General features: G+C 62.4%; 20 protein-coding genes and 1 pseudogene. 12 read left to right on the top strand and 9 right to left on the bottom strand.

What is annotated here, in order from left to right; genetic code table 11:
• Positions 1-188 precede the first annotated feature (188 nt).
• A complete protein-coding gene (gene tnpC / locus V5E97_RS22895; protein ID WP_475297054.1) occupies positions 189-1,637 on the top strand; it encodes an IS66 family transposase in 1,449 nt (482 codons plus the stop codon).
• Positions 1,638-2,190: 553 nt separating this feature from the next.
• Here tnpC and istB read toward each other — a convergent pair.
• Both istB and istA read right to left on the bottom strand, forming a co-directional pair.
• Positions 2,191-3,018 carry an IS21-like element helper ATPase IstB gene (gene istB, locus V5E97_RS22890; protein ID WP_406693856.1) on the bottom strand — a complete coding sequence of 276 codons (828 nt, stop codon included), beginning with the start codon at positions 3,016-3,018 and terminating at the stop codon, positions 2,191-2,193.
• On the bottom strand, positions 3,015-4,301 hold the full coding sequence (gene istA / locus V5E97_RS22885; RefSeq protein WP_406693855.1) for an IS21 family transposase: 1,287 nt from the start codon (positions 4,299-4,301) through the stop codon (positions 3,015-3,017). Before istA ends, istB begins: the two co-directional genes overlap by 4 nt.
• Before the next feature lie 391 nt (positions 4,302-4,692).
• Here istA and V5E97_RS22880 point away from each other — a divergent pair, with 391 nt between their 5' ends.
• From V5E97_RS22880 to katG, 3 genes are all read left to right on the top strand, one after another.
• Positions 4,693-5,277 carry a YdeI/OmpD-associated family protein gene (locus V5E97_RS22880; protein ID WP_406693854.1) on the top strand — a complete coding sequence of 195 codons (585 nt, stop codon included), beginning with the start codon at positions 4,693-4,695 and terminating at the stop codon, positions 5,275-5,277.
• A 152-nt stretch (positions 5,278-5,429) separates the two neighbouring features.
• A complete protein-coding gene (locus V5E97_RS22875; protein ID WP_406693853.1) occupies positions 5,430-5,867 on the top strand; it encodes a Fur family transcriptional regulator in 438 nt (145 codons plus the stop codon).
• A 63-nt stretch (positions 5,868-5,930) separates the two neighbouring features.
• A complete protein-coding gene (gene katG / locus V5E97_RS22870) occupies positions 5,931-8,219 on the top strand; it encodes a catalase/peroxidase HPI (protein WP_406693852.1) in 2,289 nt (762 codons plus the stop codon).
• A gap of 475 nt (positions 8,220-8,694) precedes the next feature.
• Here katG and fae read toward each other — a convergent pair whose 3' ends face one another.
• Complete coding sequence (gene fae / locus V5E97_RS22865; RefSeq protein ID WP_406693850.1) at positions 8,695-9,243, bottom strand: formaldehyde-activating enzyme; 549 nt, start codon at positions 9,241-9,243, stop codon at positions 8,695-8,697.
• A gap of 269 nt (positions 9,244-9,512) precedes the next feature.
• Between fae and V5E97_RS22860 the strand changes: the two genes are divergently transcribed.
• A complete protein-coding gene (locus V5E97_RS22860; RefSeq protein WP_406693849.1) occupies positions 9,513-9,785 on the top strand; it encodes a hypothetical protein in 273 nt (90 codons plus the stop codon).
• Positions 9,786-9,927: 142 nt separating this feature from the next.
• On the opposite strand, the gene V5E97_RS22855 is transcribed toward V5E97_RS22860, so the two are convergent.
• The 4 genes from V5E97_RS22855 to V5E97_RS22840 form a co-directional block, all read right to left on the bottom strand.
• Positions 9,928-10,200, bottom strand: coding sequence for a hypothetical protein (locus V5E97_RS22855; protein ID WP_406693848.1), 273 nt, complete (start codon positions 10,198-10,200; stop codon positions 9,928-9,930).
• A 380-nt stretch (positions 10,201-10,580) separates the two neighbouring features.
• Positions 10,581-11,468, bottom strand: coding sequence for an arsenite methyltransferase (gene arsM / locus V5E97_RS22850; protein ID WP_406693847.1), 888 nt, complete (start codon positions 11,466-11,468; stop codon positions 10,581-10,583).
• Positions 11,469-11,755: 287 nt separating this feature from the next.
• Positions 11,756-12,775 carry a low molecular weight phosphatase family protein gene (locus V5E97_RS22845; RefSeq protein WP_406693846.1) on the bottom strand — a complete coding sequence of 340 codons (1,020 nt, stop codon included), beginning with the start codon at positions 12,773-12,775 and terminating at the stop codon, positions 11,756-11,758.
• A gap of 130 nt (positions 12,776-12,905) precedes the next feature.
• A complete protein-coding gene (locus V5E97_RS22840; RefSeq protein WP_406693845.1) occupies positions 12,906-13,283 on the bottom strand; it encodes an ArsR/SmtB family transcription factor in 378 nt (125 codons plus the stop codon).
• Positions 13,284-13,464: 181 nt separating this feature from the next.
• Here V5E97_RS22840 and V5E97_RS22835 point away from each other — a divergent pair, with 181 nt between their 5' ends.
• The 3 genes and pseudogenes from V5E97_RS22835 (at position 13,465) to V5E97_RS22825 (ending at position 16,860) form a co-directional block, all read left to right on the top strand.
• Positions 13,465-14,802 (top strand): cytochrome ubiquinol oxidase subunit I, encoded by a 1,338-nt coding sequence (locus V5E97_RS22835; RefSeq protein WP_406701198.1) that lies wholly within the window; start codon positions 13,465-13,467, stop codon positions 14,800-14,802.
• The gene (locus V5E97_RS22830) at positions 14,799-15,854 is read left to right on the top strand and encodes a cytochrome d ubiquinol oxidase subunit II (protein ID WP_406693844.1); all 1,056 of its coding nucleotides are present in this window, start codon (positions 14,799-14,801) and stop codon (positions 15,852-15,854) included. The genes V5E97_RS22835 and V5E97_RS22830 overlap by 4 nt, the downstream gene beginning before the upstream one ends.
• 173 nt (positions 15,855-16,027) lie before the next feature.
• Positions 16,028-16,860: pseudogene (locus V5E97_RS22825) on the top strand (3-keto-disaccharide hydrolase).
• Between the two features lie 99 nt (positions 16,861-16,959).
• Here V5E97_RS22825 and V5E97_RS22820 read toward each other — a convergent pair.
• The gene (locus V5E97_RS22820; protein ID WP_406693843.1) at positions 16,960-17,256 is read right to left on the bottom strand and encodes a hypothetical protein; all 297 of its coding nucleotides are present in this window, start codon (positions 17,254-17,256) and stop codon (positions 16,960-16,962) included.
• Between the two features lie 523 nt (positions 17,257-17,779).
• On the opposite strand from V5E97_RS22820, the gene V5E97_RS22815 reads away from it, so the two are divergent.
• Together V5E97_RS22815 and V5E97_RS22810 are read left to right on the top strand one after the other, a co-directional pair.
• On the top strand, positions 17,780-19,666 hold the full coding sequence (locus V5E97_RS22815) for a chloride channel protein (protein ID WP_406693842.1): 1,887 nt from the start codon (positions 17,780-17,782) through the stop codon (positions 19,664-19,666).
• 36 nt (positions 19,667-19,702) lie between these two features.
• On the top strand, positions 19,703-20,491 hold the full coding sequence (locus V5E97_RS22810) for a class I SAM-dependent methyltransferase (RefSeq protein ID WP_406693841.1): 789 nt from the start codon (positions 19,703-19,705) through the stop codon (positions 20,489-20,491).
• 135 nt (positions 20,492-20,626) lie between these two features.
• Here V5E97_RS22810 and V5E97_RS22805 read toward each other — a convergent pair whose 3' ends face one another.
• Entirely contained in the window at positions 20,627-21,046 is a 420-nt protein-coding gene (locus V5E97_RS22805; RefSeq protein ID WP_406693840.1) for a thioredoxin family protein, read from the bottom strand.
• A gap of 360 nt (positions 21,047-21,406) precedes the next feature.
• Between V5E97_RS22805 and V5E97_RS22800 the strand changes: the two genes are divergently transcribed.
• On the top strand, positions 21,407-21,964 hold the full coding sequence (locus tag V5E97_RS22800) for a YqgE/AlgH family protein (RefSeq protein WP_406693839.1): 558 nt from the start codon (positions 21,407-21,409) through the stop codon (positions 21,962-21,964).
• A 127-nt stretch (positions 21,965-22,091) separates the two neighbouring features.
• Entirely contained in the window at positions 22,092-23,381 is a 1,290-nt protein-coding gene (locus V5E97_RS22795; protein ID WP_406693838.1) for a sialidase family protein, read from the top strand.
• Positions 23,382-23,579 lie beyond the last annotated feature (198 nt).

The raw sequence follows: 23,579 nt of genomic DNA, 5'->3' as shown, positions 1-23,579 counted from the left end.
TTGTCAGAGTCCATCAGGCGTCAGGGGTGTCAATGGACCCGAATCGTTACGAGGTTAGTGAACCCGAACTGTTACGAGGCCTGGCGCTCTCTTGACCGGGCGGTTTCCTCCAGGACTGCCCTTGAATTTCGGGTAGCCGTTCACAGTCCGGTATTGAAAGTTGCCGATGACGGCACTATATCTGCGTTATGACGAATCCGCTGCCCATCCCTGACGACCTCTGGAGTACGGTGCCGCCCGACGCTCAGGCCGCCATCGCTGCAGTCTTTGTGGCGATGCAGCAGCGGCACGCCGACCTGGAAGCGCGGGTCAGCGATCTCGAAGCACGGCTCAAGCTCAACTCCACCAACTCGTCCAAGCCACCTTCGTCTGATCCGATCGGCCTGAAGCGGCGGCCGCCCGCTCCGGCCAGCGGCAAGAAGCGCGGTGGGCAACCGGGACATCGCAAATCCCACCGTGCCTTGGTGCCGCCTGAGAAGTTGCGCCAGACCATCCACTGCAAGCCGGAGGCGTGTCGCCGATGCGGTCAGGGGCTTCGGGGCGACGACCCCGAGCCGTTGATCCATCAGGTGGCCGAATTGCCCAAGATCGAGCCCCTCGTCGATGAATATCGACTTCATCGTCTCACCTGTCCCGGATGCGGTGAGACGACCTGCGGCGCCTTGCCCCCCGGTGTCCCGAGCGGTTGTTTCGGCCCTTACCTTCAAGCCGTCCTGGCCATGCTCGCCGGGGCCTATCGTCTCAGCAAACGGCAGATCCAGCAGGTCAGTTCCGATCTGTTTACCCTGTCGATCTCCACCGGGATGATCGCCAAGCTGGAACGGCAGTCGGCCGCGGCTCTGGAGGCTCCCTACAACGAACTGGCGCTGTCGGTCCATCAGGCCGAGGTGGCGAACATCGACGAGACGTCGTGGCGTGAGCAACTTCGCAAGGTCTGGTTGTGGGTGACGGTGACTCGCCTGACCACGGTCTTCACGATCGCCAAGAACCGCAGTGGCGCGATCGCCCGGGCGTTGTTGGGCAGTCAAGACGGCCAGGTCGTCACCAGCGACCGATTCAGCGCCTATGACTGGATCATGGCGTCCTGGCGGCAAATCTGCTGGGCTCATCTTCGTCGCGACTTTCAGGCGATGATCGACCGGGGTGGTGGTAGCGAGCGGGTCGGACAGCGGTTGCTCGGATTGTCGAACCGACTGTTCCGGCACTGGCACCGGGTTCGTGACGGGACCGTGCCCTGGGACCAGTTCCAAGAGCGGATGAGCCGACTGCGACGGGAGGTCAAGAGGGCCCTTCAGGAGGGATCGCGGAGTTCGTGCGCCAAGACGGCCGCGACCTGCTTCGAGATCCTCAAGGTGGAGGAGGGCCTGTGGACGTTCGCTCGGGTCCGGGGCGTGGAGCCGACGAACAACGTGGCCGAACGCTCGTTGCGGCATGCGGTAATCTGGCGGCGGATCAGCGGCGGGACGGCCAGCGCGGAGAGTCGGTTCGTGGAACGGATGCTGACCGTGGTGGCGACCTCTCGGCAACAGGGTCGTAACGTCCTGGACTACTTGACCTCGTGTTTTGAAGCGGATCGTCGCGGTCACGCCGTCCCTTCTCTCTTGCCGGCCAGCACGTCAGACATCAAAGCCGCCTGATTTCACTTCTCCCGTCCTATGAACGGCTACAATTTCGGCGTTCTCTGGGATTTTTGGCATTCACCCGCGTGACCTGTTGGTTCCTGCCAGGTCCAACAGAGGGCAGTAGGTTCGACCCCAATCGTTACGAACTCTCGACCTCTTGAACTCCAGTTTCCTCCACGACCGAGGTCCCTTGAACTCATTCTTTCAGACACTGATTTCCCCTTCGGCATCGAGGACGGCTCCTCCAAGGCCACCGCGACTGAACAAATCCACCAGTGTACATTGCCGGCAGTTCCCGCCCGCAATGGCGACCGTCCCTGGTCTCCGGATCAAGCCCATTATTATCCCCCCTCCGCCGCCGTGAACGGCTCCTCCAAGGCCGTTTCACTGAACATATCCACTACTGAACATTGCCGGTGACTTCCTGCCTCGATAGCGGCCGTCTCCTTGGCCTTCGGATCCAGCCGCTGACTTTCCCCACTCGCCTCGTGGACGGCTTCTCCAGGGCCGCCACGCCTGATCCCAAGGACTTCTCTCGATCCGTTGACCTCAGGGACGCCGGCGCGACTTACGACCGCCCGTTCAGGTCGTCATCCAGGTCGCGAAGCCGATAGCTGCGACCGCGGATGTTCAGCACGTGGCACGAGTGCAGCAGCCGGTCCAGGATCGCCGTCGTGATCACCTCATCGCGGACCAGCATCTCCGGCCAGTCCTTGATCGACTTGTTCGACGTGATGCACAGCGAACCACGCTGGTAGCGATAACTCGCCAGCCGGAAGAACAGATTCGCCTCCTCGCGTGTGAAGTTTTCGAAACCCACCTCGTCGATGATCACCAAACCCGCCTTCATGTACTTCTTTCCCTTCAGACGCGTCGGCGGGACATCGGCGTCCTTGCACGTCGCGTGCAGCAACTCCTCCAGCCGGAAGAACGCCACCGAGAAGCCCGTCTCCACGGCCCGCCCCCCAAGCCCGATGGCCAGGTGCGTTTTGCCTACGCCCGGTGGACCGAGGATCAACAGGCCTTGCTTCTCCCGAAGCCAGGTGCAGGTCCCCAGCGTCTCCAGCTTCGACCGCTGCACCGCCGGCTGGAACGCGAAGTCGAAGTTCCCCAGCGTCTGGCCGGTCGGCAATCCCGCCAGCCGGAGCGAGGTCCGCACCCGCCGCTCCTCGCGACGCTCCAACTCGCCGTGGAGGAGCTGTTCCAGCAAGGCCGGCGAGCCCAGGTCCTCCTTGACCGCACGGGTCAGGATCGCCGGCAGGGCCTCGGCCGCGAAGTCCAACCCCAGCTTCACCAGTTGGTCCACCAACGTCCCCAGGTCGACCGGAACGGCCTTGGCGGGCAACGCCGAGGGCCGCTCCGACTCGAGGGCTGCTCCGCCTCCTTTGGTGGTCATCGGGCGGCCTCCGCCAAGGCCGCGTACAGATCCACCGGCCGTTGCTCCACCGGCTGTGACGCCAGTTCCTGGAGCTTCCGGGCCATCCGCCCCAACGGCTTGGGCGGGATCACCTCCGCGGTTCCCGGTCCCTCGTAGCACGCCGGATCGATCAAGATTCGCTCCGGTGTGTGCCGCGGGTACACGATCAGCACCACGGCGGTTTGCGGATCGAGGATTTGCACCGATCCCGAGCAGCCGCGGACTTCCACCTCGCGGCCGGCGTAGATGAATGGAACAATATAGATGCGTCCCTCAAAATGAGCCGAGCAATCCTTATGCACCGGCGCCGTCTTGACCAGGTCGAACGGCTCGGGCAACAATTCCGGCAACGGCCGCAAGAACGGCTTCTCCGCCTCCCAGCTTGCCGCCACCGAGAGACCGGTCGCCGGACAGATTCGCTTGAGCACACAGGCCGCCCGATCCGCATCGGTCCACGCCTGGAGTCCGTCCAGGCCGTCGAAGCCCCGGCCCGAGATGTTCAGGCCCTTGCAGTCGCGCACGCGGCGTTCGGTTTTCCCTTTCTGTTCCGGGGAGCGGACCTCGCAAGCGTCGACGTGGAAGCCCATCGTTCGAGCATAGACACGGTATTGTTCGTTGATCTGCCCCCAGTCCCCGCACCCTCGCGCAATGCCCGTCTTGAGGTTGTCGATCCGGTTGACCGCGGCAACGCCGCCGAGCCGACGGTAGGCTTCGTTGTGGACGTGATGCCAGGCGAGTTGGTCCATGGAACGGCTCCAGACCACGGCCTCTTTCCGGCTGTGGCTGAGGACCATGACGAAGGCGTAGACGGTCGCCAGTCCGTCGCGGTCCCCCAGGTCAACGCCGCGAAACTCGCCCCAGTCGCTCTGGCTCTGGGCCCCGGGTGGAGTCTCGATCCGCCGAAACGGGCGTACCGCAGGCCGGCCGTAGCGGGTCCGCACGAACTTGCGGACCGACTTGTAGGAGCCGGTATAACCGTACTCGGCGCGGAGGAACTCATGGAGGAGTTGAACGCTGGGGGGCCGCTCCTGGCGGAGGATCTCGGCCTGAGCCTGCCACCAGTGGGCGACGGCCTCGGCCAGGCCCAGTTGCTCGATGCGCGAGGATTTCCGCCGGCCATCAGCGGCGTCGCCTGCGCGACGGCGATGATAGCGCACCGCGCCCTCGGTGACGCCCAAGATCCGAGCGGTCTCGGACGCGGACTGACCTCGCTGTTGCAAGACCCCGATCGTCACGATTTGCTCCCTTGTGAGCTTCGCCAAGGTGATGCCTCCGAGCGGGCCTGGGATGTCCAGGCCCAGCTTGAAAGCCCTCGGCTCGCCTGTCGATGGAGTCCAGTACGACGGTCGTACTGAACCCCTGTCAGGCTCGTAACGATTCGGGTTCGCTAACTCCCAGATTTACGGGTTTGGTGACATCCGTCGCGCCTTGCAGCGGCTGCTGAGTCCGCGAGCCCGACCGGATTGTTCCTATTGCAACCCATGTGCTCATCGCTGGAATCAAAGGATGGAATTTCTAACGGAGTAGTACTAATGACGAAGCCGGATCGCTCGATTCTTCACAGCTCAGCTATAATGGGCTCCTGCTGATGATTCTGAGGGGCCGACGAGTTGAGCTTCGGCTCTCCGCCCGGCCGACGGCTGGAAGGATTTCATGACCGCCATTTACTTCGCAACGCCCGTCGAGTTCCGGAATTGGCTGGCCAGGAACCACTCCAAGGCAGAGGCTCTGCTGGTGGGCTTTTACAAGAAGGGAACCGGCCAGCCGAGCATGACCTGGTCCGAGTCGGTGGATGAGGCCCTGTGCTTCGGCTGGATCGACGGCGTTCGAAAGGGCGTCGATGTTGACCGATACACGATCCGGTTTACCCCGCGGAAGGCTGGGAGCATCTGGAGCAGCGTGAACGTCAGGAAGGTTCAGGAACTGACCGAACAGGGGCGGATGCAACCCGGCGGGCTGGCCGCGTTCGAGAAACGGAAAGATGCCCGTTCGGGCATTTATTCTCATGAACAGGACGGTGTTGAACTACCGGAGCCGTATCTCGGCATCCTGCGCGGGAACGCGGTCGCCTGCGAATTCTTCGAGAAACAGGCGGCGTCGTACCGGAAGGCGGCCAGTTGGTGGGTCGCAAGCGCCAAGCAGGAGAAGACCCGCCTGTCGCGGTTGGAAAAACTAGTGGCATGCTCGGCGAATGCAGAACGGGTGCCGCAGTTCACCTGGAAGAAGTCGGCGGGTTGATTCTGGGCAGTCGGCCTCGCGGCCCAACTTCTGCCTTGCCAACCCCTCCATCGCCATGATCCCGCTTCCTTCCGAAGAGCACAGCCGAGAAAGTCGATATGGAATGAGTCAAAGTCTGGACTTTGTCCAGATTATGCCGTAATATGGGATCCATGCCTACGGACCTCGCTGCTCTGCTTCGCGAACATGGCCTGAACGTTACGGCCCAGCGGTTGGGCGTACTGCGTGCGGTGTCGTGCCATCCTCACTGCACGGCGGAAGCGGTGGCGGAACACGCGCGTGCCGAGATCGGGACGATTTCACGCCAGGCGGTATATGACGCCCTCGGTATCCTGGCCGACCATGGCCTCGTTCGTCGTATCGAACCCCCGGGATCGCCGGCGCGCTATGAGTGCCGCGTCGGCGACAACCACCATCACCTGATCTGCCGCACCTGCGGGAAAATGGTGGATGTCGACTGCGTCGTCGGGGAAGCTCCCTGCCTCGCCCCGTCCGACAGCGCGGGTTACCAGATTGACGAGGCCGAGGTGATCTTCTGGGGCAAGTGTCCCGCATGTCTCGCAGCGTCTCGAGCACCGGCCGAGGACTGACCGCCCGACAACTCGTGGGTTCCCATTCGACCGACAAGCCGCCCCACACACCGGAGAGATCTGATGTCAGAGGAAATCGTGACGAAGTGCCCGTTCAACGGCGCAGCCGCCAAGCATACGGCCGGCGGTGGTACGACCAACCGCGACTGGTGGCCGAACCAGCTGAGGCTCGACCTCCTGAGCCAGCATTCGTCGAAGTCCGATCCGATGGGCGGGGACTTCAACTACGCCGAGGAGTTCAAAAGCCTCGACCTGGCGGCGGTGAAGCGGGATCTCGCCGCCCTGATGACCGACTCGCAGGATTGGTGGCCGGCGGACTTCGGCCACTACGGGCCGCTGTTCATTCGGATGGCCTGGCACAGCGCCGGCACCTACCGGACTGGCGACGGCCGAGGCGGCGCCGGCCGGGGGCAGCAGCGGTTCTCGCCGCTCAACAGCTGGCCGGACAACGTGAGCCTCGACAAGGCCCGTCGGCTGCTCTGGCCGATCAAGCAGAAATACGGCCGGAAGATCTCCTGGGCCGACCTGCTGGTCCTCACGGGGAACGTCGCCCTGGAGACTATGGGGCTCAAGACGTTCGGCTTCGGTGGCGGCCGCGAGGACGTCTGGGAGCCGGATCAGGACGTCTATTGGGGAGCTGAGACCACCTGGCTCGGCGGCGACGTCCGTTACAAGCATGGGTCAGAAGGGGTCGAGAAGAACGGCGGGGTGGTTTCGAGCGATGACGATGCGGATGGGGACATCCACAGCCGCAATTTGGAGAACCCCCTCGCTGCCGTGCAGATGGGGCTCATTTACGTCAACCCCGAGGGTCCGGACGGCAATCCCGATCCGCTGGCGTCGGCACGCGACATCCGCGAAACCTTCGGCCGGATGGCGATGGATGACGAGGAGACCGTCGCCCTGATCGCCGGCGGTCACACCTTCGGCAAGACGCATGGAGCCGCGCCGGCTTCCCATGTCGGGCCGGAGCCGGAAGCCACGGGGCTGGAGTCTCAGGGCCTGGGGTGGCGGAACGACTTCGGCACCGGCGTCGGCGCCGACGCGATCACCAGCGGCCTGGAAGTCACCTGGACGAGCACGCCCACGCAGTGGGGCAACGGCTACTTCCAGAACCTGTTCGGCTACGAGTGGGAGCTGACCAAGAGCCCGGCCGGCGCCCAGCAGTGGAAGCCGAAGGATGGTGCCGGGGCGAACACCGTCCCCCATGCCTTCGACTCGTCGAAGCGCATCGCGCCGTCCATGCTGACCTCCGACATTGCCCTGCGAGTCGACCCCGCCTATGAGAAGATCTCGCGGCGGTTCTTCGAGAATCCCGACCAGTTGGCGGACGCGTTCGCTCGCGCGTGGTTCAAACTGACGCACCGCGACATGGGGCCCAGGGCCCGCTATCTCGGGCCCGAAGTGCCGGCCGAGGAACTCATCTGGCAGGATCTCATCCCCGCGGTGGATCACCCCTTGATCGACGAGGCTGATATCAGCTCGCTCAAGGGCACCATCCTGGCTTCCGGCCTGTCCGTCTCGGAATTGGTCTCGACCGCGTGGGCGTCGGCATCCACGTTCCGTGGCTCGGACAAGCGCGGCGGCGCGAATGGGGCGCGGGTCCGCCTGGCCCCGCAGAAGGATTGGGATGTCAATCAACCCGCCCAGTTGGCCAGAGTGTTGAAGACGCTGGAAGACGTCCAGAGCGCCTTCAATGGCTCCGCACCCGGCGGCAAGAAGGTCTCGCTGGCCGACCTGATCGTGCTGGCGGGTTGCGCGGGCGTCGAGCGGGCGGCGAAGAATGCCGGCCACGAGGTCACGGTCCCGTTCACGCCCGGCCGCATGGACGCCTCCCAGGAGCAGACGGACGTGGAGTCCTTCGCGGTGCTGGAGCCGATCGCGGACGGTTTCCGCAACTACCTCAAGGGGAAGTATTCCGTCTCGGCCGAGGCGCTACTCATCGACAAGGCCCAACTGCTGACCCTGACCGCGCCCGAGATGACCGTCCTCGTCGGTGGGATGCGGGTGCTGAAGACCAACGCTGGCGAGAACGACCACGGCGTCTTCACCGATCGGCCGGAGTCGCTGACCAACGACTTCTTCGCGAACCTGCTGGACATGGGCACCGAATGGAAGCAGGTGTCGCCCTGCGGCAATGCCTTCGCGGGCTTGGACCGCAAGACAGGTGCCCCCAGGTGGACGGCCACTCGCGCCGATCTCGTTTTCGGCGCCAACGCCCAGCTCCGCGCCCTGGCCGAAGTCTACGGCAGCTCGGACGGGGAAGAGAAGTTCGTCGGTGACTTCGTCGCGGCTTGGACCAAGGTGATGGACCTCGATCGCTTCGACCTCGCACGATCAACCGGCAAGTGACCCCCGAATCCAACTCGCAATAACGTTGACGTCCGACTCTCGGTCGTCTGATTCTCGACTCCGGGCGGAACCGTCCTGGCTCCGCCCGGATCTACTCATAAGTGGATTGTCGTTTGCTTTTAACAAAACCAAAAGCAGTCGATTGAATTTCGGCTCAGCTTCCCATTTGCCTGTTGCCTATCGCGAGCGGCTTCCATCAGCGGGGTTAGCGGGACGGCGGTCACGACAGTAACTCTTTATTCACCAGCACTGGCGTCTCTGCCGGAATCTCGCCTTGCCCGGCGAATACTCGCTCTGCAAGAGCACAAAGCCGATCACGTTCTTTTGATTGATTTGCATGATTGTTGGCGGAATATGATGGAATAAGAAGGGAGGGGAAGTTCCGCCCGCCTTGACATCTCTCCGAAGGAAGTTAGGGGACTCACGTTCCCCGTCCACCTTCCCGCGGGCGGAGGCATTCCTGATTGGCTTGGTCTCAGAGGTTTCCCTCGAGCCCCTGCTGGTGATAGTAGTGCTCAACCTTGTCCTGGTTTTCGAGCAGCCAGTCGATCGTCGGCTCGTGGTTCATCGCCTTGCGGATCACTTTCAGGGTCGCTTCGCGGTGGACGTCGAACAGGGCTTTGTGGTCGAGTTTTTCGGCCTTGGTGACGGCGGGGTCGAGCCAGACCGAGTAGATGATGCCGAGGTCGTTGACCTTGTCCTTGGGGATCACGCCCTCGCGGACGGCGTCGAGCACCCCGTTGGCGATCGCGGCCTGGACGGTACCCATGAGGATGTTGGTGTATTTTCCTCCCTTGACCGTGACTTTGCTGACCATGATGGTCGCCGGCCGTACTTGCACGTCGCTGTTCAGGATGGCGAAGACCTTGGTGTGTCCCTTGACCTGCTCGCCGATCAGGCTCGCCAGAGCGTTGCCGACCGGCCCGTCGAGCTCGCCGATGACGACTTCGGGTTCGGCGGCCATGTAGTCCTCGGGACCTTCCACGAGGGCTTCGCCGGTCCGCAGGACAATTCGATCGCTCATGTTCGTTCCTTCGTGCTCGTCATTGGAGTGAGGGCGGCTTGGAGGTGGGGAGCCCCGCTTGCCTCGTCGGCCTCGCGTTCGAAGGCACGATTATTGCCAGCGGCCGTGACCGCGCCAACCCGACCGGCAGACTGCAATTCCGCCTTTGCCGTCCGGGGTCGCGCCTCAAGCCCCTGACGCCGACTTCAGAGTGCGCGGTGGAGTTACCAGGCGGTCGGTATAGAATGAACCAGCGAGCGCGAAATGTGGGTATCACTTGGAGGACATTTATGAGACGAACTCTCGTCTGTCTGATCCTCGGTGTGCTCGTGACCGGGTTGTTGGCCGCAGGATTGGCCTGGTGCTGTGTGGCGATCAACGTCCGGCAGTGGTCTGACGATCCGCTGATTCAGGATCGACAGATCTTGCTCGTGTTGACAGTGCTGGGCCTGGTCTTCGCCGTTTATGAGATCAATCGACGATTCAACCCGCCTCGTCATCACAGTTCGGTCGTTCGTCTCAAGGGATGGGAGACGGAGACCGACATCGACGATCAACTCTGAGGGCCGAGCCAGTTCGGCCGTCGACCTCGCAATGCTTGTGCTGGTCCGTCACGAGGCGGAGTGGCGATGGGGTAGGCCGTCCTCGAGGCACGGGCAGCGGACGAGGCCGGCCTGTCAAGTGTTCATTGCACCGTGGTGACGATCAACCTTCATCAACTTTCAACTCGCATTCGATGAGGTCGCCTGAATGGCGATGGTGGACCTGAACGACCTTGACTAGACGTACCTTCCCGTCCCCGGTCTTGAAGGTCTCGGTCAGGGCAGCCGGTTCGGACTCCCAGCCGTTACAAAGTCTGGGGTGGAACTGGGTCTTCGAAAGGACGAGGTACGCGTGGTCCCGCTGCGCGTTGCGGACCCCGGCGTCGGCCGCCTGCGTGGGCCGATAATAGAGGACCTCCTCGGGGATGCACCTCACCCACCGGGGAGCCGAACGGATGACCGGGGTCGGCGATGGATTCTTCCTCAGCCCCGAAGACGTCGGGATAGGTGTACCAGGCGAACCCGTGGAGCACCTTTTGAGCCATGGTGATCCTCCCTCTGGTTCAATCAACGAAAGAATTCAAATGCAAGGACGCGTCATGTCCTGGTACTTAGGATAGCAATGGATTTAAGAGAAATCGATACGGTTTTTGATGATCGTCAGGAGCCGGGCTGATCGGCTGGTTCGGAACGTGACTTTCGCCGGACGGAATGCGTCTGCGGAGGTGGTCGCGAAGAGGGAGAGGGCCGGGCCGATCTCGCTCACTCCTTGAGACGAGTCGGCGTCGGCCCCTCTGTGACGGGTGGCTTGCGGATTCAGCGTGGCTTCACGGCGTAGACCTTCACGCTTGCCGCGTAGTCGTTCACGTCGTACCGCCGCAGGAGGTCGGCGAGGCGGGCGTGGAGCGATTCGTCGCTCGGCTCTGTTGAGGGCGTTGAGCAGCAACCGGCGTCGACGACAGCCAGTCCGGTCGGAGAGGGCAGGGGAGGAGGGCAGCAGACGGCCTGGTTTTCGACGTTGGCATAGGCGTTCAGGTCGGCATTGCTGTCGATCACCTCGACGTGGGCGAAGCCGGCCGCGACGAGACCATGGCGATATTGCTCGATCGGGATGGCTCCGGTGATGCAGCCGACGTAGGCGAGCACGTCGTCGGCCAACTCCTGGGGCAGCGGTTTCTTGAGGGCGATGTCGCTGACGGCGAGTCGGCCTCCTGGCTTGAGGATTCGCGCGATCTCCTTGAAGACAGCGTCCTTGTCTGTGGCCAGGTTGATCACGCAGTTGCTGATGACGCAGTCCACCGAGCCGTCGGCCAAGGGGAGGCGGTCGATGGTCGCGAGGTGGAACTCGACGTTGGTTAGGCCCGAGCTGGCTGCGTTCTTGCGGGCCAGGGCGATCATCTCCTCGGTCATGTCGATGCCGATGGCGCGGCCGGTCGGCCCGACTTTTCGCGAGGCCAGGAGGACGTCGAGGCCTCCGCCGCTGCCCAGGTCGACGACTCTTTCTCCCTCGCGGAGACCGGCGAATGCGGTGGGGTTGCCGCAAGAAAGGCCCATGTTGGCCTCGGCCGGAATCGAGGCCAGTTCCTCAGGTGCGTAACCAAACGCCTCGGCCACGGCACGCACGCCATCTTGCTCGCTCGAGAGCCCGCTCAGGGCCACGGATCCATATTTGCTTTTGACCGCTTGGGTAAGTGCGTCGGACATTGAAGACGGCTCCTCGTTTTTGGTCAACGATCCGCGAAAAGTGCGAAAGAACCGATGATTCTTGCGGTTTCCGCCACGGGTTGGTTTGCAGTAGCACGGCCGGCCCGGCCGTTTTTCCCCCGATTTGCAGTAGCACGGCCGGCCCGGCCGTTTTTCCCTCGGGTTCGGCGCGAGTCTGAGGAATTGCCCTGGGCCGGGGGGGATACGGCCGGGCCGGCCGTGCTACTCATTCGACTGGGTCGGAGATCCAGCGAGTTTCTCGCTCAGTCGCGGCTCCTCGTTTTTGGTCAGTTCGTGGGACGCTCGTGAAGTTGGTTGCGAACGCGCATCAACACGGAGAAGAGCAAGCGACCCATGTCGTCGCGACGCTCCGCATACTTGGTGGTTTCGTAGGCGCCGTCGTCATAGATTTTGGGGTCGAGGTAGGGGACCGGGATCCGGACCGATGCGCCTCGGACGACCGGGCATCCGGCGTCGGCCTCACTGCACACGAGCAGGGCGGCGAACTCGGCTTGCGGATTCGCGGGGTCGGAATAAAGCTTGGAGAACTCGGTGGTTTCCAGCGGGGGCGAGCCGGAGTCGCTGGGAGTCCCCCAGCGGACCCGATAGATCGGGTTCGCGGTCGCGGGCTCACCCCGCCTGGCTTCGCCGCCCGTCGGGTCGATCTCGACGCCGATCTCGCGGAGGGCATTCACGGTGCGCGGGTTGAACGCGGTGGGGGCCGTCCCTCCACTATGGAACCGGATTTCGGGCAGACCGTAGTAGGCGGCGGCGATGTTTCCCATGGTCGCTCCCAGGATGCTGCGTCGGCTATTCCCCGTGCAGATCACAGTGAGGTTCAAGGCCTGGCCCGGTCGATATTTCTCAGCGATCCAGGCCACCATCGCGTCGCCCGCGACTCGGTGCGAATCGTGGATCAGGTCGAAGGAGGTGGTCAGAGAATCGGCATGAGCCCGAATCCCCGGAAGCAATCGGGTCCGCGACTCGGGGGTGTCGGCAGTCAGCGCCATGGCGATCTCCTGAGGGTCGAGCCGCTGGTCGGGGCCGGCGAGTTTGGCGAACGTTGAGGAGGCCATCAGCCCGTTCAGTTCCGTCGAGGTCAGGGTCCCATCCTTGCCCAAAGCTTTGAAAAGCCGTCCTTTCATGGCCTGATCGCTCTGAGGGGCGAGAGCGTCCGGCGTGCCTTGGCGTTGAATGAGCCAGAGAGCACGTACCAAAAGCCCCGGATCCCGGTCCGGCTGAGGGGGCGAAGCCCTGGCTGTCGCGGTCAAGGCGACACACGCCAGGAAAACGAGGGGACGCGTCATCAAGTTCGCTCCTTTGTCCTTGGTAGGCCGGGCAGCTAGTACAAATCGAAAACTTGACATTTGTATGTAGTTATTCTCGTTCTGTATGGGGTAAAGCGAATATAGTTGGCAAAAAAAATCAGGGAGAGAATCAGGTTCCGTCGCAACAGGAGACAGCGCGGATGAGCCGGTTGCGGTCGTCTTGGAGCACGTCGAGTTCGTGGCGACAGGTTTCCAGGCTGCCGACCAAGGTGCGATGGAGGCCTGACTTCGGTTTGGCCAGGCGGTAGTGAACCCACAAACCTTCTTTGCGGCCGACGACCAGACCGTGCTTTCTGAGGTACGCGAGGTGGCGGGAGACGGTTGGCTGCGGCAAACCGAGCGCTTCGTGGAGGTGGCAGACGCAGACCTCCCGGTCCTCAGACAGCAAGTTCAGGAGCCGCAGCCGGACCGGATCGGCGAAGGCTTTGAATAGGCCCGAGGCGGAAGCAAGCGTGAGAGTCGTTGGTGTCGGTCGGGTGTCTGGCATCGCGCTCGGCCTTCGGGTTTTGCTTCATTCGCTTAAGCGAATATAGGGGGCCGCAGTGCCAATGTCAACAGTCGCCACCGGTTTACCCGTGCTTGCCCCATCGGCAGCGTCGTGGGAGTTGTCGTATAATGGGATGGCCGCGCGGCTCTGAAAAATAGGAAATGGCACGATGGAACCACTGATGTCGAACCTTCTGGCCGCACGTTGGCAGATGGCCATTTCGTTGGGGTTCCATATCATCTTTGCGGTGATTGGAATTGCGCTTCCCTTGATGATGGTCATTGCCGAGGCTTGTTGGCTACGGACCGGTGACGGGGTCTACCGGTTCCTGGCTCGGAGCTGGGCGCGTGGGGCGGCGATTCTTTTTGCCGTCGGCGCGGTCTCGGGAACAGTTCTTTCCTTCGAGCTCGGGTTGCTCTGGCCCCACTTCATGCAGTTCGCCGGACCGATCATCGGAGTCGGCTTTGGGCTGGAAGGGTTCGCCTTTTTTACCGAGGCGATCTTTCTTGGTATCTACATTTATGGGTGGGACCGGGTTCCTCCGCTCGCGCACTGGCTGGCGGGGGTGATCGTCGCGTTCAGCGGGGCTCTCTCGGGAATCCTGGTCGTTTCGGTGAATGCCTGGATGAATACGCCGGCCGGGTTTGTGCTCGATGGGAAGCAAGCCACCGACATTGACCCGATTGCCGCCTTGTTGAATCCGTCGATGGTGGCGGAAACGCTCCATATGACCCTGGCGGCTTACGCGGCGACCGGGTTCATGGTGGCCGGGGTTCATGCGATCTACCTGGGCCGCGATCGAACGGTGCGATTTCATCGCCGGGCGCTGGCGATTGCCCTCGTGGTCGGTGGCACCGCGGCGCTCTTGCAGCCGCTCAGCGGAGATTACTCCGCCAAGGTCGTGGCGCGGACACAGCCGGTGAAGCTTGCGGCGATGGAGGGGCAGTTCAAAACGGAGCGGCGAGCGCCGCTCAGGATAGGCGGGTGGCCCGATCCGGAGACAGGAGAGACGCGCTTTGCCCTGGAGATCCCGGGCGCCCTGAGCCTGCTGGCACACAACGCGATCGACGCCGAGGTGGTCGGGCTGAACGACGTGCCGAAAGCCGACCGGCCTCCGGTCCGGGTCGTTCACCTGGCGTTTCAGACCATGGTCGCGTGTGGCTCGGTGATGATGCTCGTCGCGCTCTGGGGAGGGATCGCTGCCTTGCGGAAGCGTCGACTGCCCGACGGTCCTTGGTTCCTCCGCGCGGTGGTTCTGGCCAGTCCGCTTGGCATGATAGCGATCGAGGCGGGGTGGACCGTCACCGAGGTGGGACGGCAACCCTGGATTATTCAGAAGATCATGCGGACGACCGAGGCCGTGACCCCGGTCGGCGGGCTCTGGGTCTCGATGCTCAGCTATACCACGCTTTACTTGATCCTGGGAGTTGTCGTCGTGCTGCTCTTGCGGATGCAGTTTCGGACGAGTCCCGGGGCCGAAGACCTGACCGGTGTCACGATCGCGGGGAGTGGAAAATGAACGCACTTTCGATTTCCCCGGAGATCGGCATCGCGCTCGCGATGCTGTTTGCCCTGACGCTCTACGCCTTGTTTGGCGGGGCAGACTTTGGGGCGGGGGTTTGGCACCTGCTGGCGCGCGGTCCGCGCGCCGAGGCCCAGCATGAATTGATCGCGAATGCCATCGGCCCGGTCTGGGAGGCGAACCACGTCTGGCTGATCATCGTGATCGTTCTGCTCTTCACCGGTTTTCCCGCCGCTTTCGCGGTCATCATGACCGACCTGCACGTTCCAATCTCCTTGATGCTGATTGGCATCGTGCTGCGGGGCTCGGCGTTTACGTTTGCCCACTATGACACCACGGAACTCGGTCAGAAGCGCTGGGGACGCACTTTTCCGCTGCCCAGTGTCGTCACGCCCGTGTTACTCGGGACGATCGTCGGCGCCATTGCCACCGGGAATCTGAGAACCCACCCCGAGGGACCTTTTTCCTTGTTCTCGTCCTGGCTCCGCCCGTTCCCGCTGACGGTCGGTCTTTTTACCCTGGCGATCTTCTCTTACCTGGCGGCGGTCTATCTGACCTTGGAGACGTCGGACGCGGCGCTCCAGGATGATTTCCGCCGCCGTGCGTTGGTCTCGGCGGTGCTGGTGGGGGCGCTTGCGTACGCGGTCTACCTGCTCGCCCGCCGCGACGCCCCGCTCGTCTTTCGCGGGCTCGACGCCTCTCCCTGGGGCCTGCCGGTCCGGATCGCGACCGGGGCGTGCGCGATCCTCGCACTGGCCGGCCTCTGGTTCCGCTGGTATCAGTGGTCGCGCGCGGCCGCGATGATTCAGGTGGCTCTCATCCTCTGGGGCTGTGCCCTGGCGCAAAACCCTTATCTCGTGCCCCCCGACCTGACGGTGCAAAACAGCGCCGCACCTCCGCTGATCCATAAGTTGCTGCTGGGGGCCCTGGCGGCCGGTTCGTTGATCCTGTTCCCCTCGATCTACTATCTATTTCGCGTTTTCAAGGGGCACACGTTCGCACGACCAGGGCAGAGCACCGACCTGGAACCGAAGGCGGGCGAGGCTTGAATCGCGTCCGATCCTTTGACGACGTCGACTCGGGCCGTTCTAATCAGGCCGTGATGTCGGCAACGAACGGGGCCGTACCCAACCCCGCGGATCCGTTCCGGGGCGATCGAGCTCTCGGAGCCGCGTCAGTCAAGTAAAGAAGAGACGTGATCCCCAGCCAGGAGTGAACGCGCATGTCCCAGAATCGACTCGCCGACCATCGGCCTGCTTCCGTCCGAACCTTGGCCAGAATGGCTCCCCTGGCCCTCGGCCTCGTTCTGGTGGGAATGAATGACGCCCGAGGCCAAGAGGCCGCGAGCCAGAAAGGCTGGGTCAGCCTGTTCAACGGCAAGAACCTCGAAGGGTGGACCCCCAAGATCACCAAGTACAAGGCGGGCGAGAACTACGCCAACACGTTCCGGGTCGAAGATGGGGTTATCAAGGTTTCCTTTGATGGATATCCCAATTTCGACGGCAAGTTCGGCCATCTCTTCTCGGCGAAGAAGTACTCGAACTATAAGCTTCGGATCGAATACCGATTCGTGGGCGACCAGTGCCCCGGCGGGCCGGTTGGGCGATCCGCAACAGCGGCGTGATGCTCCATTGCCAGTCGCCCGAGAGCATGAGGCAGGATCAGGAGTTCCCCGTCTCGATTGAGGTCCAGTTCCTCGGAGGCGACGGCAAGAAAGAGCGCTCGACGGCCAACGTCTGTACGCCGGGGACCCACATCGTGATGAACGATAAGTTGATCACTCAGCACTGCAACAATTCGAAATCCAAGACCTACGCGGGCGACCAGTGGGTCACCGTCGAAGTCGAAGTCCACGGCGACGGCAAGATCCAGCATCGAGTGAACGGTGAACTCGTGCTGACTTACGAGAAGCCGCAGTACGACGAGAAGGACCCCGATGCCCGGACGCTGATCAAGGACGGAGACAAGCGACTGCGCGAGGGCTACATTTCACTCCAGAGCGAGAGTCACCCGATCGAATTCCGCAAGGTGGAAATTCTCGAACTGGACGAGTGAGCACTCGCTCGAAAGGAAATCAAACCACGGAGAGCACGGAAATGAGGATGATTCAAAAACAAGTGTTTTGATTGATTTTGATTTCCGTGTGATTCATGGTCAAGGTTGATTGGTCGGGTTGGAGAGGCGATCCTCGCTCGAATCCCCCTTGCTTCTTCGTTTGATCTCGCCCGCGAGACCATGGAGCAGTCCATCCAGGTAATGGCGTCTCGCCGGCCAGATCCATGCGAAGAACCCGCCCCGTTGCCGCGTCACCTTCACCTGAAGTTCCCGAAGTTTTTGCGTTCGAACGGAGTGCATCCAGTGGGCTTCCAGGACGCCTCGGTCCCAGGGGGAGAGGGTGCCGAAGTTGGAGGAAGGTGCGAGGAACCGCTCTTTTCGCTTCTTTCGACCCATCGTAGGCCTCGTGACATTGATCGTCTGGCGCAGCGTCGCGCTGGAATGCCCACGCGTCACTTTCGTTGATGTGAAAAGTCCGTTGTCCGGTTGTGCCCGAACCGGTAGAAACGGAATATTTTTGAGCTTACCGAGTGCAGGCAACGTGGGGAAGAGGAGGATTCGCCTCCTCCACGGAGTTCTCCCTGACAATGCCCTCCTGACCGCGCCGCCCGGCTTCGGGCCGAGAGTCGGACCCGCGAGTTTGCGGGCAATGGGGTTTGGGTTGACTTTTTTTAAAGGGTTGGTGAGAAGCCGACAGTTGAATTCATGCACTCCTGCGTGGGGGATCGTGTCCGGGTTGACGGACCGAGGCCGGCGCCAAGCGGCGGGAATAGGCTTGGAAGAACATGCGTTCGTGCGATCGTGGTATCGAGTCAAGGATTCTCGCAAGTGTTGATCGAGGTCCGATGATGAACGCCGGCTCTGTTGCCAGCGGAGCTCGGCAACCCCGAACCGAATTCTCCCGAAGGACCCCGAATTCATGGTCGAATCGAAGTTTCGACGCCGCGCGACGGCCCTTCTGGGGCGGCCTTTGAATCGATTGATGAGCCAGTGGGCCGTTCCGGGGGCGGGTCGAGTGGCCGTTTGCAGCCCGATGGTCGGGTTGATCGCGGGGGTGGGAGCGGTCGTATTCCTGCGGTTGCTGGACCTGATGGTGCGCTACGTGCTCAATGGTTTTCTCCATTTCCACATGCCCCCCACGGGAGAGGGGGTTGCCCATGCGATCACCGACCCCTCTCCGTGGTGGCTGGTGCTCCTGATTCCGACGCTCGGCGGTTTGATCGCCGGCCTGATCGTTTTCACCTGGGCTCCAGAGGCCGAAGGGCATGGCACCGACGCCTTGATTCGCGCGTTCCACCGGGGCGGGGGGCAGATCCGGGGGCGGGTTCCTCTGGTCAAGGGGATTGCCTCGGTGATCACGATCGGGACTGGCGGCTCGGCGGGCCAGGAGGGGCCGATCGCGCAGATTGGAGCAGGCTTTGGCTCGTTCCTGGCGAGGCTCTTGCGCTTGACCCCGAGCGAGCGCCGGATCCTTATCCTGGCAGGGGCCGCGGGGGGAGTCGGGGCGATCTTCCGCGCCCCGTTGGGCGGGGCCTTGTTCGCTTGCGAGGTGCTCTACATGACGGCCGCGATGGAGTCGGCGGCCTTGTTGCCCTGTCTGGCCAGCTCGATCGTGGCTTACTCCACCTTCGCGCTCTTCATCACGCCGAAACCGATCTTCATCGTCCCGAACATGGCCTTCCACGGGCTGAGGGAGCTTCCCATGTTCGTCTTGCTGGCCTTGGCCTGCGCTGGGGTCGGCTGGATCTATGTCCGGGTCTTTTACGGACTGCGCGACCATGTGTTCAAGCCTCTGCCGATGCCAAGGCACTTCAAGCCCGCACTCGGGGGACTGCTGCTCGGGTTGATCGCCCTGGCCTTTCCCCAGGTGATGACCGGTGGATACGGCTGGGTGCAGTGGGGGGCCATCGGGATGCCTCCGTCGCTCCTCCAGCCGCACGAGTTGCCATTCGCTCCCCAGATGGGCGTGAGAATGCTGCTCACCCTGGCGTTGCTGAAGACGGTGACAACGGGCCTGACGATCAGCTCGGGGGGGAGCGGAGGGGTCTTCGGTCCTTCCGTCTTCATTGGGGGGATGCTCGGAGGCGCGGTCGGCCAACTCCTGGCCGGCCTCTTTCCGCATTGGAACCTGAACCCGGCGGCGTTTGCCTTGGTGGGCATGGGAGGCTTTTTCGCCGGTGTCTCGAAGACCCCGCTGACCTCGATCATGATCGTCTCCGAGATGGCGGGCAACTATAGCTTACTCGTCCCTTTGATGCTGGTCTGCGGCTTGAACATGGGACTCTCCAGGCGCTGGACGCTCTATGAAGAGCAGGTGCCCAGCCCCGTCGATAGCCCCGCTCACCAGGGGGACTTTGTCATCGACGTTCTGGAACAGCTTTGCGTCGGCCAGGTCGCGGTCCGGGCCGAAGGGCTCGAACTGATCCCGGCCGGTACCCCATTCGCGGCGATCGTCCGTCGCGTCGCCCAATCGACGGAAACTCTGTTTCTGGTCGTGGACAACCAGGGCGGGTTGCGAGGGATTTTTACCTTGCATGATATCCGCCTGGCCCTTGAGGGGGCGGCCTGGGCCCCCTTGGTCGTGGCCGACGATCTGGCCCACCGCCCCGTGCTCACCGTCACCCCGGCGGACGACCTGCACACGGCGTTGAAGCGGCTGACCGAGCTGAACGTCGACGAGTTGCCGGTCGTCGCCCCCGACGATCCAACGCGGCTCATCGGTCTCTTGAATCGGCGCGAGCTGATTGCCGCATACACCGCCCAGATCGAGGCGCTGCGATCGCCCGATCCTGTGTCGGTCGCTTGATCCCCTTGGTTGTTGCGTGAGAGGAGGGAAAGGACAATGACCGCGACCGCGACCGAGAAAGATTTCGCCCCGATCCAGAGCGACTACGAGTTCTTCGTCGCCCACGCGACCGAAGCCGAAGCCGATTTGGCCATCTACCAGGACTGGCTGCGCGAGATTCAACCGGGCCCTGGCCCCGTCCGGATCCTCGACTTTGGTTGCGGTCCGGGAACATTCACCGAGCAGTTCCTGGATCGGGCCGGGTGGCGGTCCGGTGAGGTGGAGCTCGCACTCGTCGAACCGGTCGACGATTATCGTCGAGCGGCCCAGGAGCGGCTTCAAGGCCGCTCGGCCTCCCCTGTCCGCGCCTGGTCGCAACTGCCGAATGATCTGGCCGAGCCGTTCGATCTGGTGCTGTCGAATCATGCCTTCTACTACGTCCCGGCCTTGCGTGAGGAGCTTACTCGGATTGTGCGAACGCTCAAGCCGGGCGGGTCGTTTCTGGCTGCAATCGCAGGAAAAGAGAATGTTCTCATCCAGATCTGGATGCAGGCCTTTGCGTGGCTCGGCCGGCCGATCCCTTATCACACGGCTGAGGATTTTGAGGACGCCCTCCTCGCATTCTCATTCCCGTTTTGCCGCAAGGACGTGCGATACACGCTCGCCTTCCCCGATTCCGACGTGAATCGTTGGAAGATACTCCACTTCCTGCTGGGGGAGCATCTCGAACAAATTCCCCGTTCGACGGCCCTGGGCTTTCTGGAGCCCTATGCCGTTGATCATCGCATCGAGATGAACGCGAAGCACTTTCAGTATCGTGTTCGTCGTTCGCAGGGAACGCCCTGACTCGATCGCATTACTTGTGCAAGGTCGGGCGTAGGAGGTCTCGAACCCGCATTGGGAGATCGATCCATCGATCCCCGAGCGCGATGAACACGACCGCTTCGTGCAGCGACCGCGAAGTGGGCGTTTGGGCGTCGATTACTTCGGATTGAGGAAATCGACGAACTGGCGAACGTCGCGGAATCCGACGCCATGCTTGTAGGCACGTCCCATCCCGTCAAGGACGACGTAGGAGGGGAGGCTCTGGACCCCGTACGCCTGCAGGAGCTGAGGATTCGCGTCGGCGTCGATGACTCGCAAGTCGTGCCCCGGCAGGGAAACATAGGGCAAAGTTTGCGACTTCATTTGAATGCAGGCGGGACACCAGGATGCGGTGAAGAAGAGGATCGAGTGCTTCTTGGCCACCGGCTTGGGAATGGTCACCTTCATCGCCGCCGTTGCGGGAGGAACGACCCGCGACGAAAGCGCCAGGGCCGACCGGACCGGCTGGGTCTCAAAAACGCCGGAACCGAGTGGTGAAGACCAGACAAGGCTTAATACGAGAATAAGATCATGCATCAAACTCATCATCTCCTTCAAGGTGGTCGGTCACGTAAAGCTTGACCAGGATAATCGTTAGAATCCGATCGTTCAACTGATTCTTTGTGAACTGTGGAGATTCGATAGATCGCCGATTTTCATGCATTTTGAAGTCGGTACGTGGGATGAGCAGGAGATCCGAACATTCAGGCGATCCATTCGGGGAAAGGCTGTCGAGTGAAATTCAAGCGGAGAAATCAATGAGTGCGGAAATGAGTGAATAGTGAGGTTGCGGGCGTTCCGAGAGAGTTTGGGGTTGGCCTCGCTGGTGCGAAGGGGGAGAATCGCTGGTGAGGACGAATCCATCCGCATCGCATCGCCTCGCGGGGCTGCCGAATTATGAACTCCCTTAAAGGCCAACTTGTCATTGCGACGCCACAGCTCGACACTCCGATTTTTTCGCGATCCGTCATCCTCATGCTCGATCATGGGGAAGATGGCGCGATGGGTGTGATCCTGAACCATCCGATGAACGTGGTCGTGACCGATCTCTCGGGCCGAATCTTCGAGGAGGAATTTGTCTGGGACAAATCTCTCTGTCTGGGCGGACCGGTCACCGGGCCGTTGATCGTGCTTCACACCATTGAGGAAATGGCCGACCAGGAGGTCATCCCGGGCGTCTACTGCACCTTGGAAGCCACCAAGGTGCAGGAGATCATCAGTCGCAAGTCGGAGCCGTCGCTGGTCATCGCCAACTATTCCGGGTGGGGCCCTGATCAGCTGGAAGGTGAGTTCGAGACCGATTCCTGGCTCACACTCCCCGCCCAGATCGCTCACATCTTCCGCGAAGCGGATGATAAGGATCTCTGGAAAGCGGTGGTGAGTGAGGTCAACACCCAGAAGTTGTCCGAGTTTCTGGGACTCCGCGAGCTGCCTGCCGACCCGACGATGAACTGATTCGTGCCGGCGCGTTTCTGAGTGCGGTCGATCCGAATTCGGGGACATACCACCCCTTTGACTCAGCGCGGTACCGGAGTGACAATCCGGGCCTGTTGTTGATCGGGACCCGAATGGAGAGATCGCGATGGGATTTCACGCCGGCTCTGGAACGCAGGTTGAGCGTCGTACCTTTCTCGGATCGGGGCTCGGTGTGCTTGCTGGGGGCCTGTTGGGATTGCCAGGGTCAGAGGCCGGCGGGGCTCCGGCCGATCAAGGGTCTTTGATTGCGTCGATCGATCACAGGATCCTCTTTCCCGGCCGACGGGAGGGGGTGGCCTGGTTCCATCCTCGGGCCTGCATGGTCCCTTCGGCGGACCAAGCCGAGTGCTTGATGACCTTGCAGTCGGTCAGCGGCTCCGACGTTTTCGGTCCCGTTCACTGGACCTCCTCGACGGACTCGGGCAAGACGTGGACGAAGCCCACCCTGATTCCCGGGCTCGGCCGGAAATCGCTGGGTGACGATTGGGAGAGCGGGGTCTGCGACGTCGTCCCCGAGTACCACCCGGCCACCAAGTCCGTGCTCGCCATCGGGCATAATGTCTACTACAAGGCCGGCGTGCTCGCCCAGCCTCAGCGGCAGCGGTGGCCGGTCTATGTGGTTCGCTCGGCCGGAGGGGAATGGTCCGCCCCTCGGATCCTCGAATGGGACGACCCGCGCGGTAATGAGATCTATAGTTGCGGATGTTCTCAGCGACTGATGAAGTCGGACGGCGACGTCCTGGTCCCGTTGACGTACGGGACCAAGGGGCGAGCCGATCGCTCGGTGACGGCGGTGCTCTGCTCGTTCGACGGCCAGGCCCTGAAGATTCGCAAGGTTGGCAACGAACTGGTCAATAGAGCCCGCCGGGGGCTGCTTGAACCTTCGTTGGGGTTTCTTGACGGCCGCTACTACCTGACGATTCGTGCCGAGGATGGGCGAGGATATGTGTCAACGTCCGAAGACGGCCTGCACTGGGAGCCGCAACGCCCCTGGTCCTGGGAAGAGAGTGGCGAGCCGTTGGAGATGTCCACGACGCAGCAGCACTGGCTCACCCATTCGGATGACCTGTTTCTGGTCTACAACCGCAAGACCGAGGAAAATTCCAAGGTGATGCGCTGGCGTGCCCCCCTGTTCGTCGCCAAGGTGGACCGCAAGTCGCTCCGGCTGATCCGCTCCACCGAGAAGGTGGTCCTGCCATTGATTCCTTCGGAAGACAATGATCCGAAGAAGGTCGCGCTGATGGGGAATTTTCATCCGGTGGCCGTTTCGCCCGGAGAGTCCTGGGTGACCGTCAGCGAAAACCTGCCCTCGAACAATTTTCGAGGGGACACGCTTCTCGCCCGGATTCACTGGAGCCGGCCGAATCGCATCGCGATGGCGACCGAGTCGAGCTGAGCCGGCGCTGGCCGGCAACAAATGGCCCTTGGTCTGACTCGTCGAGATCGGGTTCGCTTTGCGAGCGAGGGCGGCGCTGCTAGGATGTGGCCGCCTCAATCGTTCTGACATGGACGGGCTGCCGGCCTCAATGGGCTCGAACGATCGTCGCAATTTGCCTCACGTCGGGGGGGCTTTGGAGGAAAACTCCAGGCCCGC

Source organism: Singulisphaera photorubra (genome assembly GCF_045290345.1).
Taxonomy (GTDB): Bacteria; Planctomycetota; Planctomycetia; order Isosphaerales; family Isosphaeraceae; genus Singulisphaera.
The sequence above is the reverse complement of the archived record's forward strand: the minus strand, read 5'-3'. Positions and strand labels throughout refer to the sequence as shown.

Coding starts and splice junctions, on each gene's coding strand:
- fae (WP_406693850.1), bottom strand. CDS start 9,243: ATGAGCGATCGAATTGTCCTGCGGACCGGCGAAGCCCTCGTGGAAGGT.
- katG (WP_406693852.1), top strand. CDS start 5,931: ATGTCAGAGGAAATCGTGACGAAGTGCCCGTTCAACGGCGCAGCCGCC.
- V5E97_RS22860 (WP_406693849.1), top strand. CDS start 9,513: ATGAGACGAACTCTCGTCTGTCTGATCCTCGGTGTGCTCGTGACCGGG.
- V5E97_RS22830 (WP_406693844.1), top strand. CDS start 14,799: ATGAACGCACTTTCGATTTCCCCGGAGATCGGCATCGCGCTCGCGATG.
- V5E97_RS22840 (WP_406693845.1), bottom strand. CDS start 13,283: ATGCCAGACACCCGACCGACACCAACGACTCTCACGCTTGCTTCCGCC.
- V5E97_RS22810 (WP_406693841.1), top strand. CDS start 19,703: ATGACCGCGACCGCGACCGAGAAAGATTTCGCCCCGATCCAGAGCGAC.
- arsM (WP_406693847.1), bottom strand. CDS start 11,468: ATGTCCGACGCACTTACCCAAGCGGTCAAAAGCAAATATGGATCCGTG.
- V5E97_RS22835 (WP_406701198.1), top strand. CDS start 13,465: ATGTCGAACCTTCTGGCCGCACGTTGGCAGATGGCCATTTCGTTGGGG.
- istB (WP_406693856.1), bottom strand. CDS start 3,018: ATGACCACCAAAGGAGGCGGAGCAGCCCTCGAGTCGGAGCGGCCCTCG.
- V5E97_RS22815 (WP_406693842.1), top strand. CDS start 17,780: ATGGTCGAATCGAAGTTTCGACGCCGCGCGACGGCCCTTCTGGGGCGG.
- V5E97_RS22875 (WP_406693853.1), top strand. CDS start 5,430: ATGCCTACGGACCTCGCTGCTCTGCTTCGCGAACATGGCCTGAACGTT.
- V5E97_RS22820 (WP_406693843.1), bottom strand. CDS start 17,256: ATGGGTCGAAAGAAGCGAAAAGAGCGGTTCCTCGCACCTTCCTCCAAC.
- tnpC (WP_475297054.1), top strand. CDS start 189: ATGACGAATCCGCTGCCCATCCCTGACGACCTCTGGAGTACGGTGCCG.
- V5E97_RS22800 (WP_406693839.1), top strand. CDS start 21,407: ATGAACTCCCTTAAAGGCCAACTTGTCATTGCGACGCCACAGCTCGAC.
- V5E97_RS22805 (WP_406693840.1), bottom strand. CDS start 21,046: ATGCATGATCTTATTCTCGTATTAAGCCTTGTCTGGTCTTCACCACTC.
- V5E97_RS22880 (WP_406693854.1), top strand. CDS start 4,693: ATGACCGCCATTTACTTCGCAACGCCCGTCGAGTTCCGGAATTGGCTG.
- V5E97_RS22845 (WP_406693846.1), bottom strand. CDS start 12,775: ATGACGCGTCCCCTCGTTTTCCTGGCGTGTGTCGCCTTGACCGCGACA.
- V5E97_RS22795 (WP_406693838.1), top strand. CDS start 22,092: ATGGGATTTCACGCCGGCTCTGGAACGCAGGTTGAGCGTCGTACCTTT.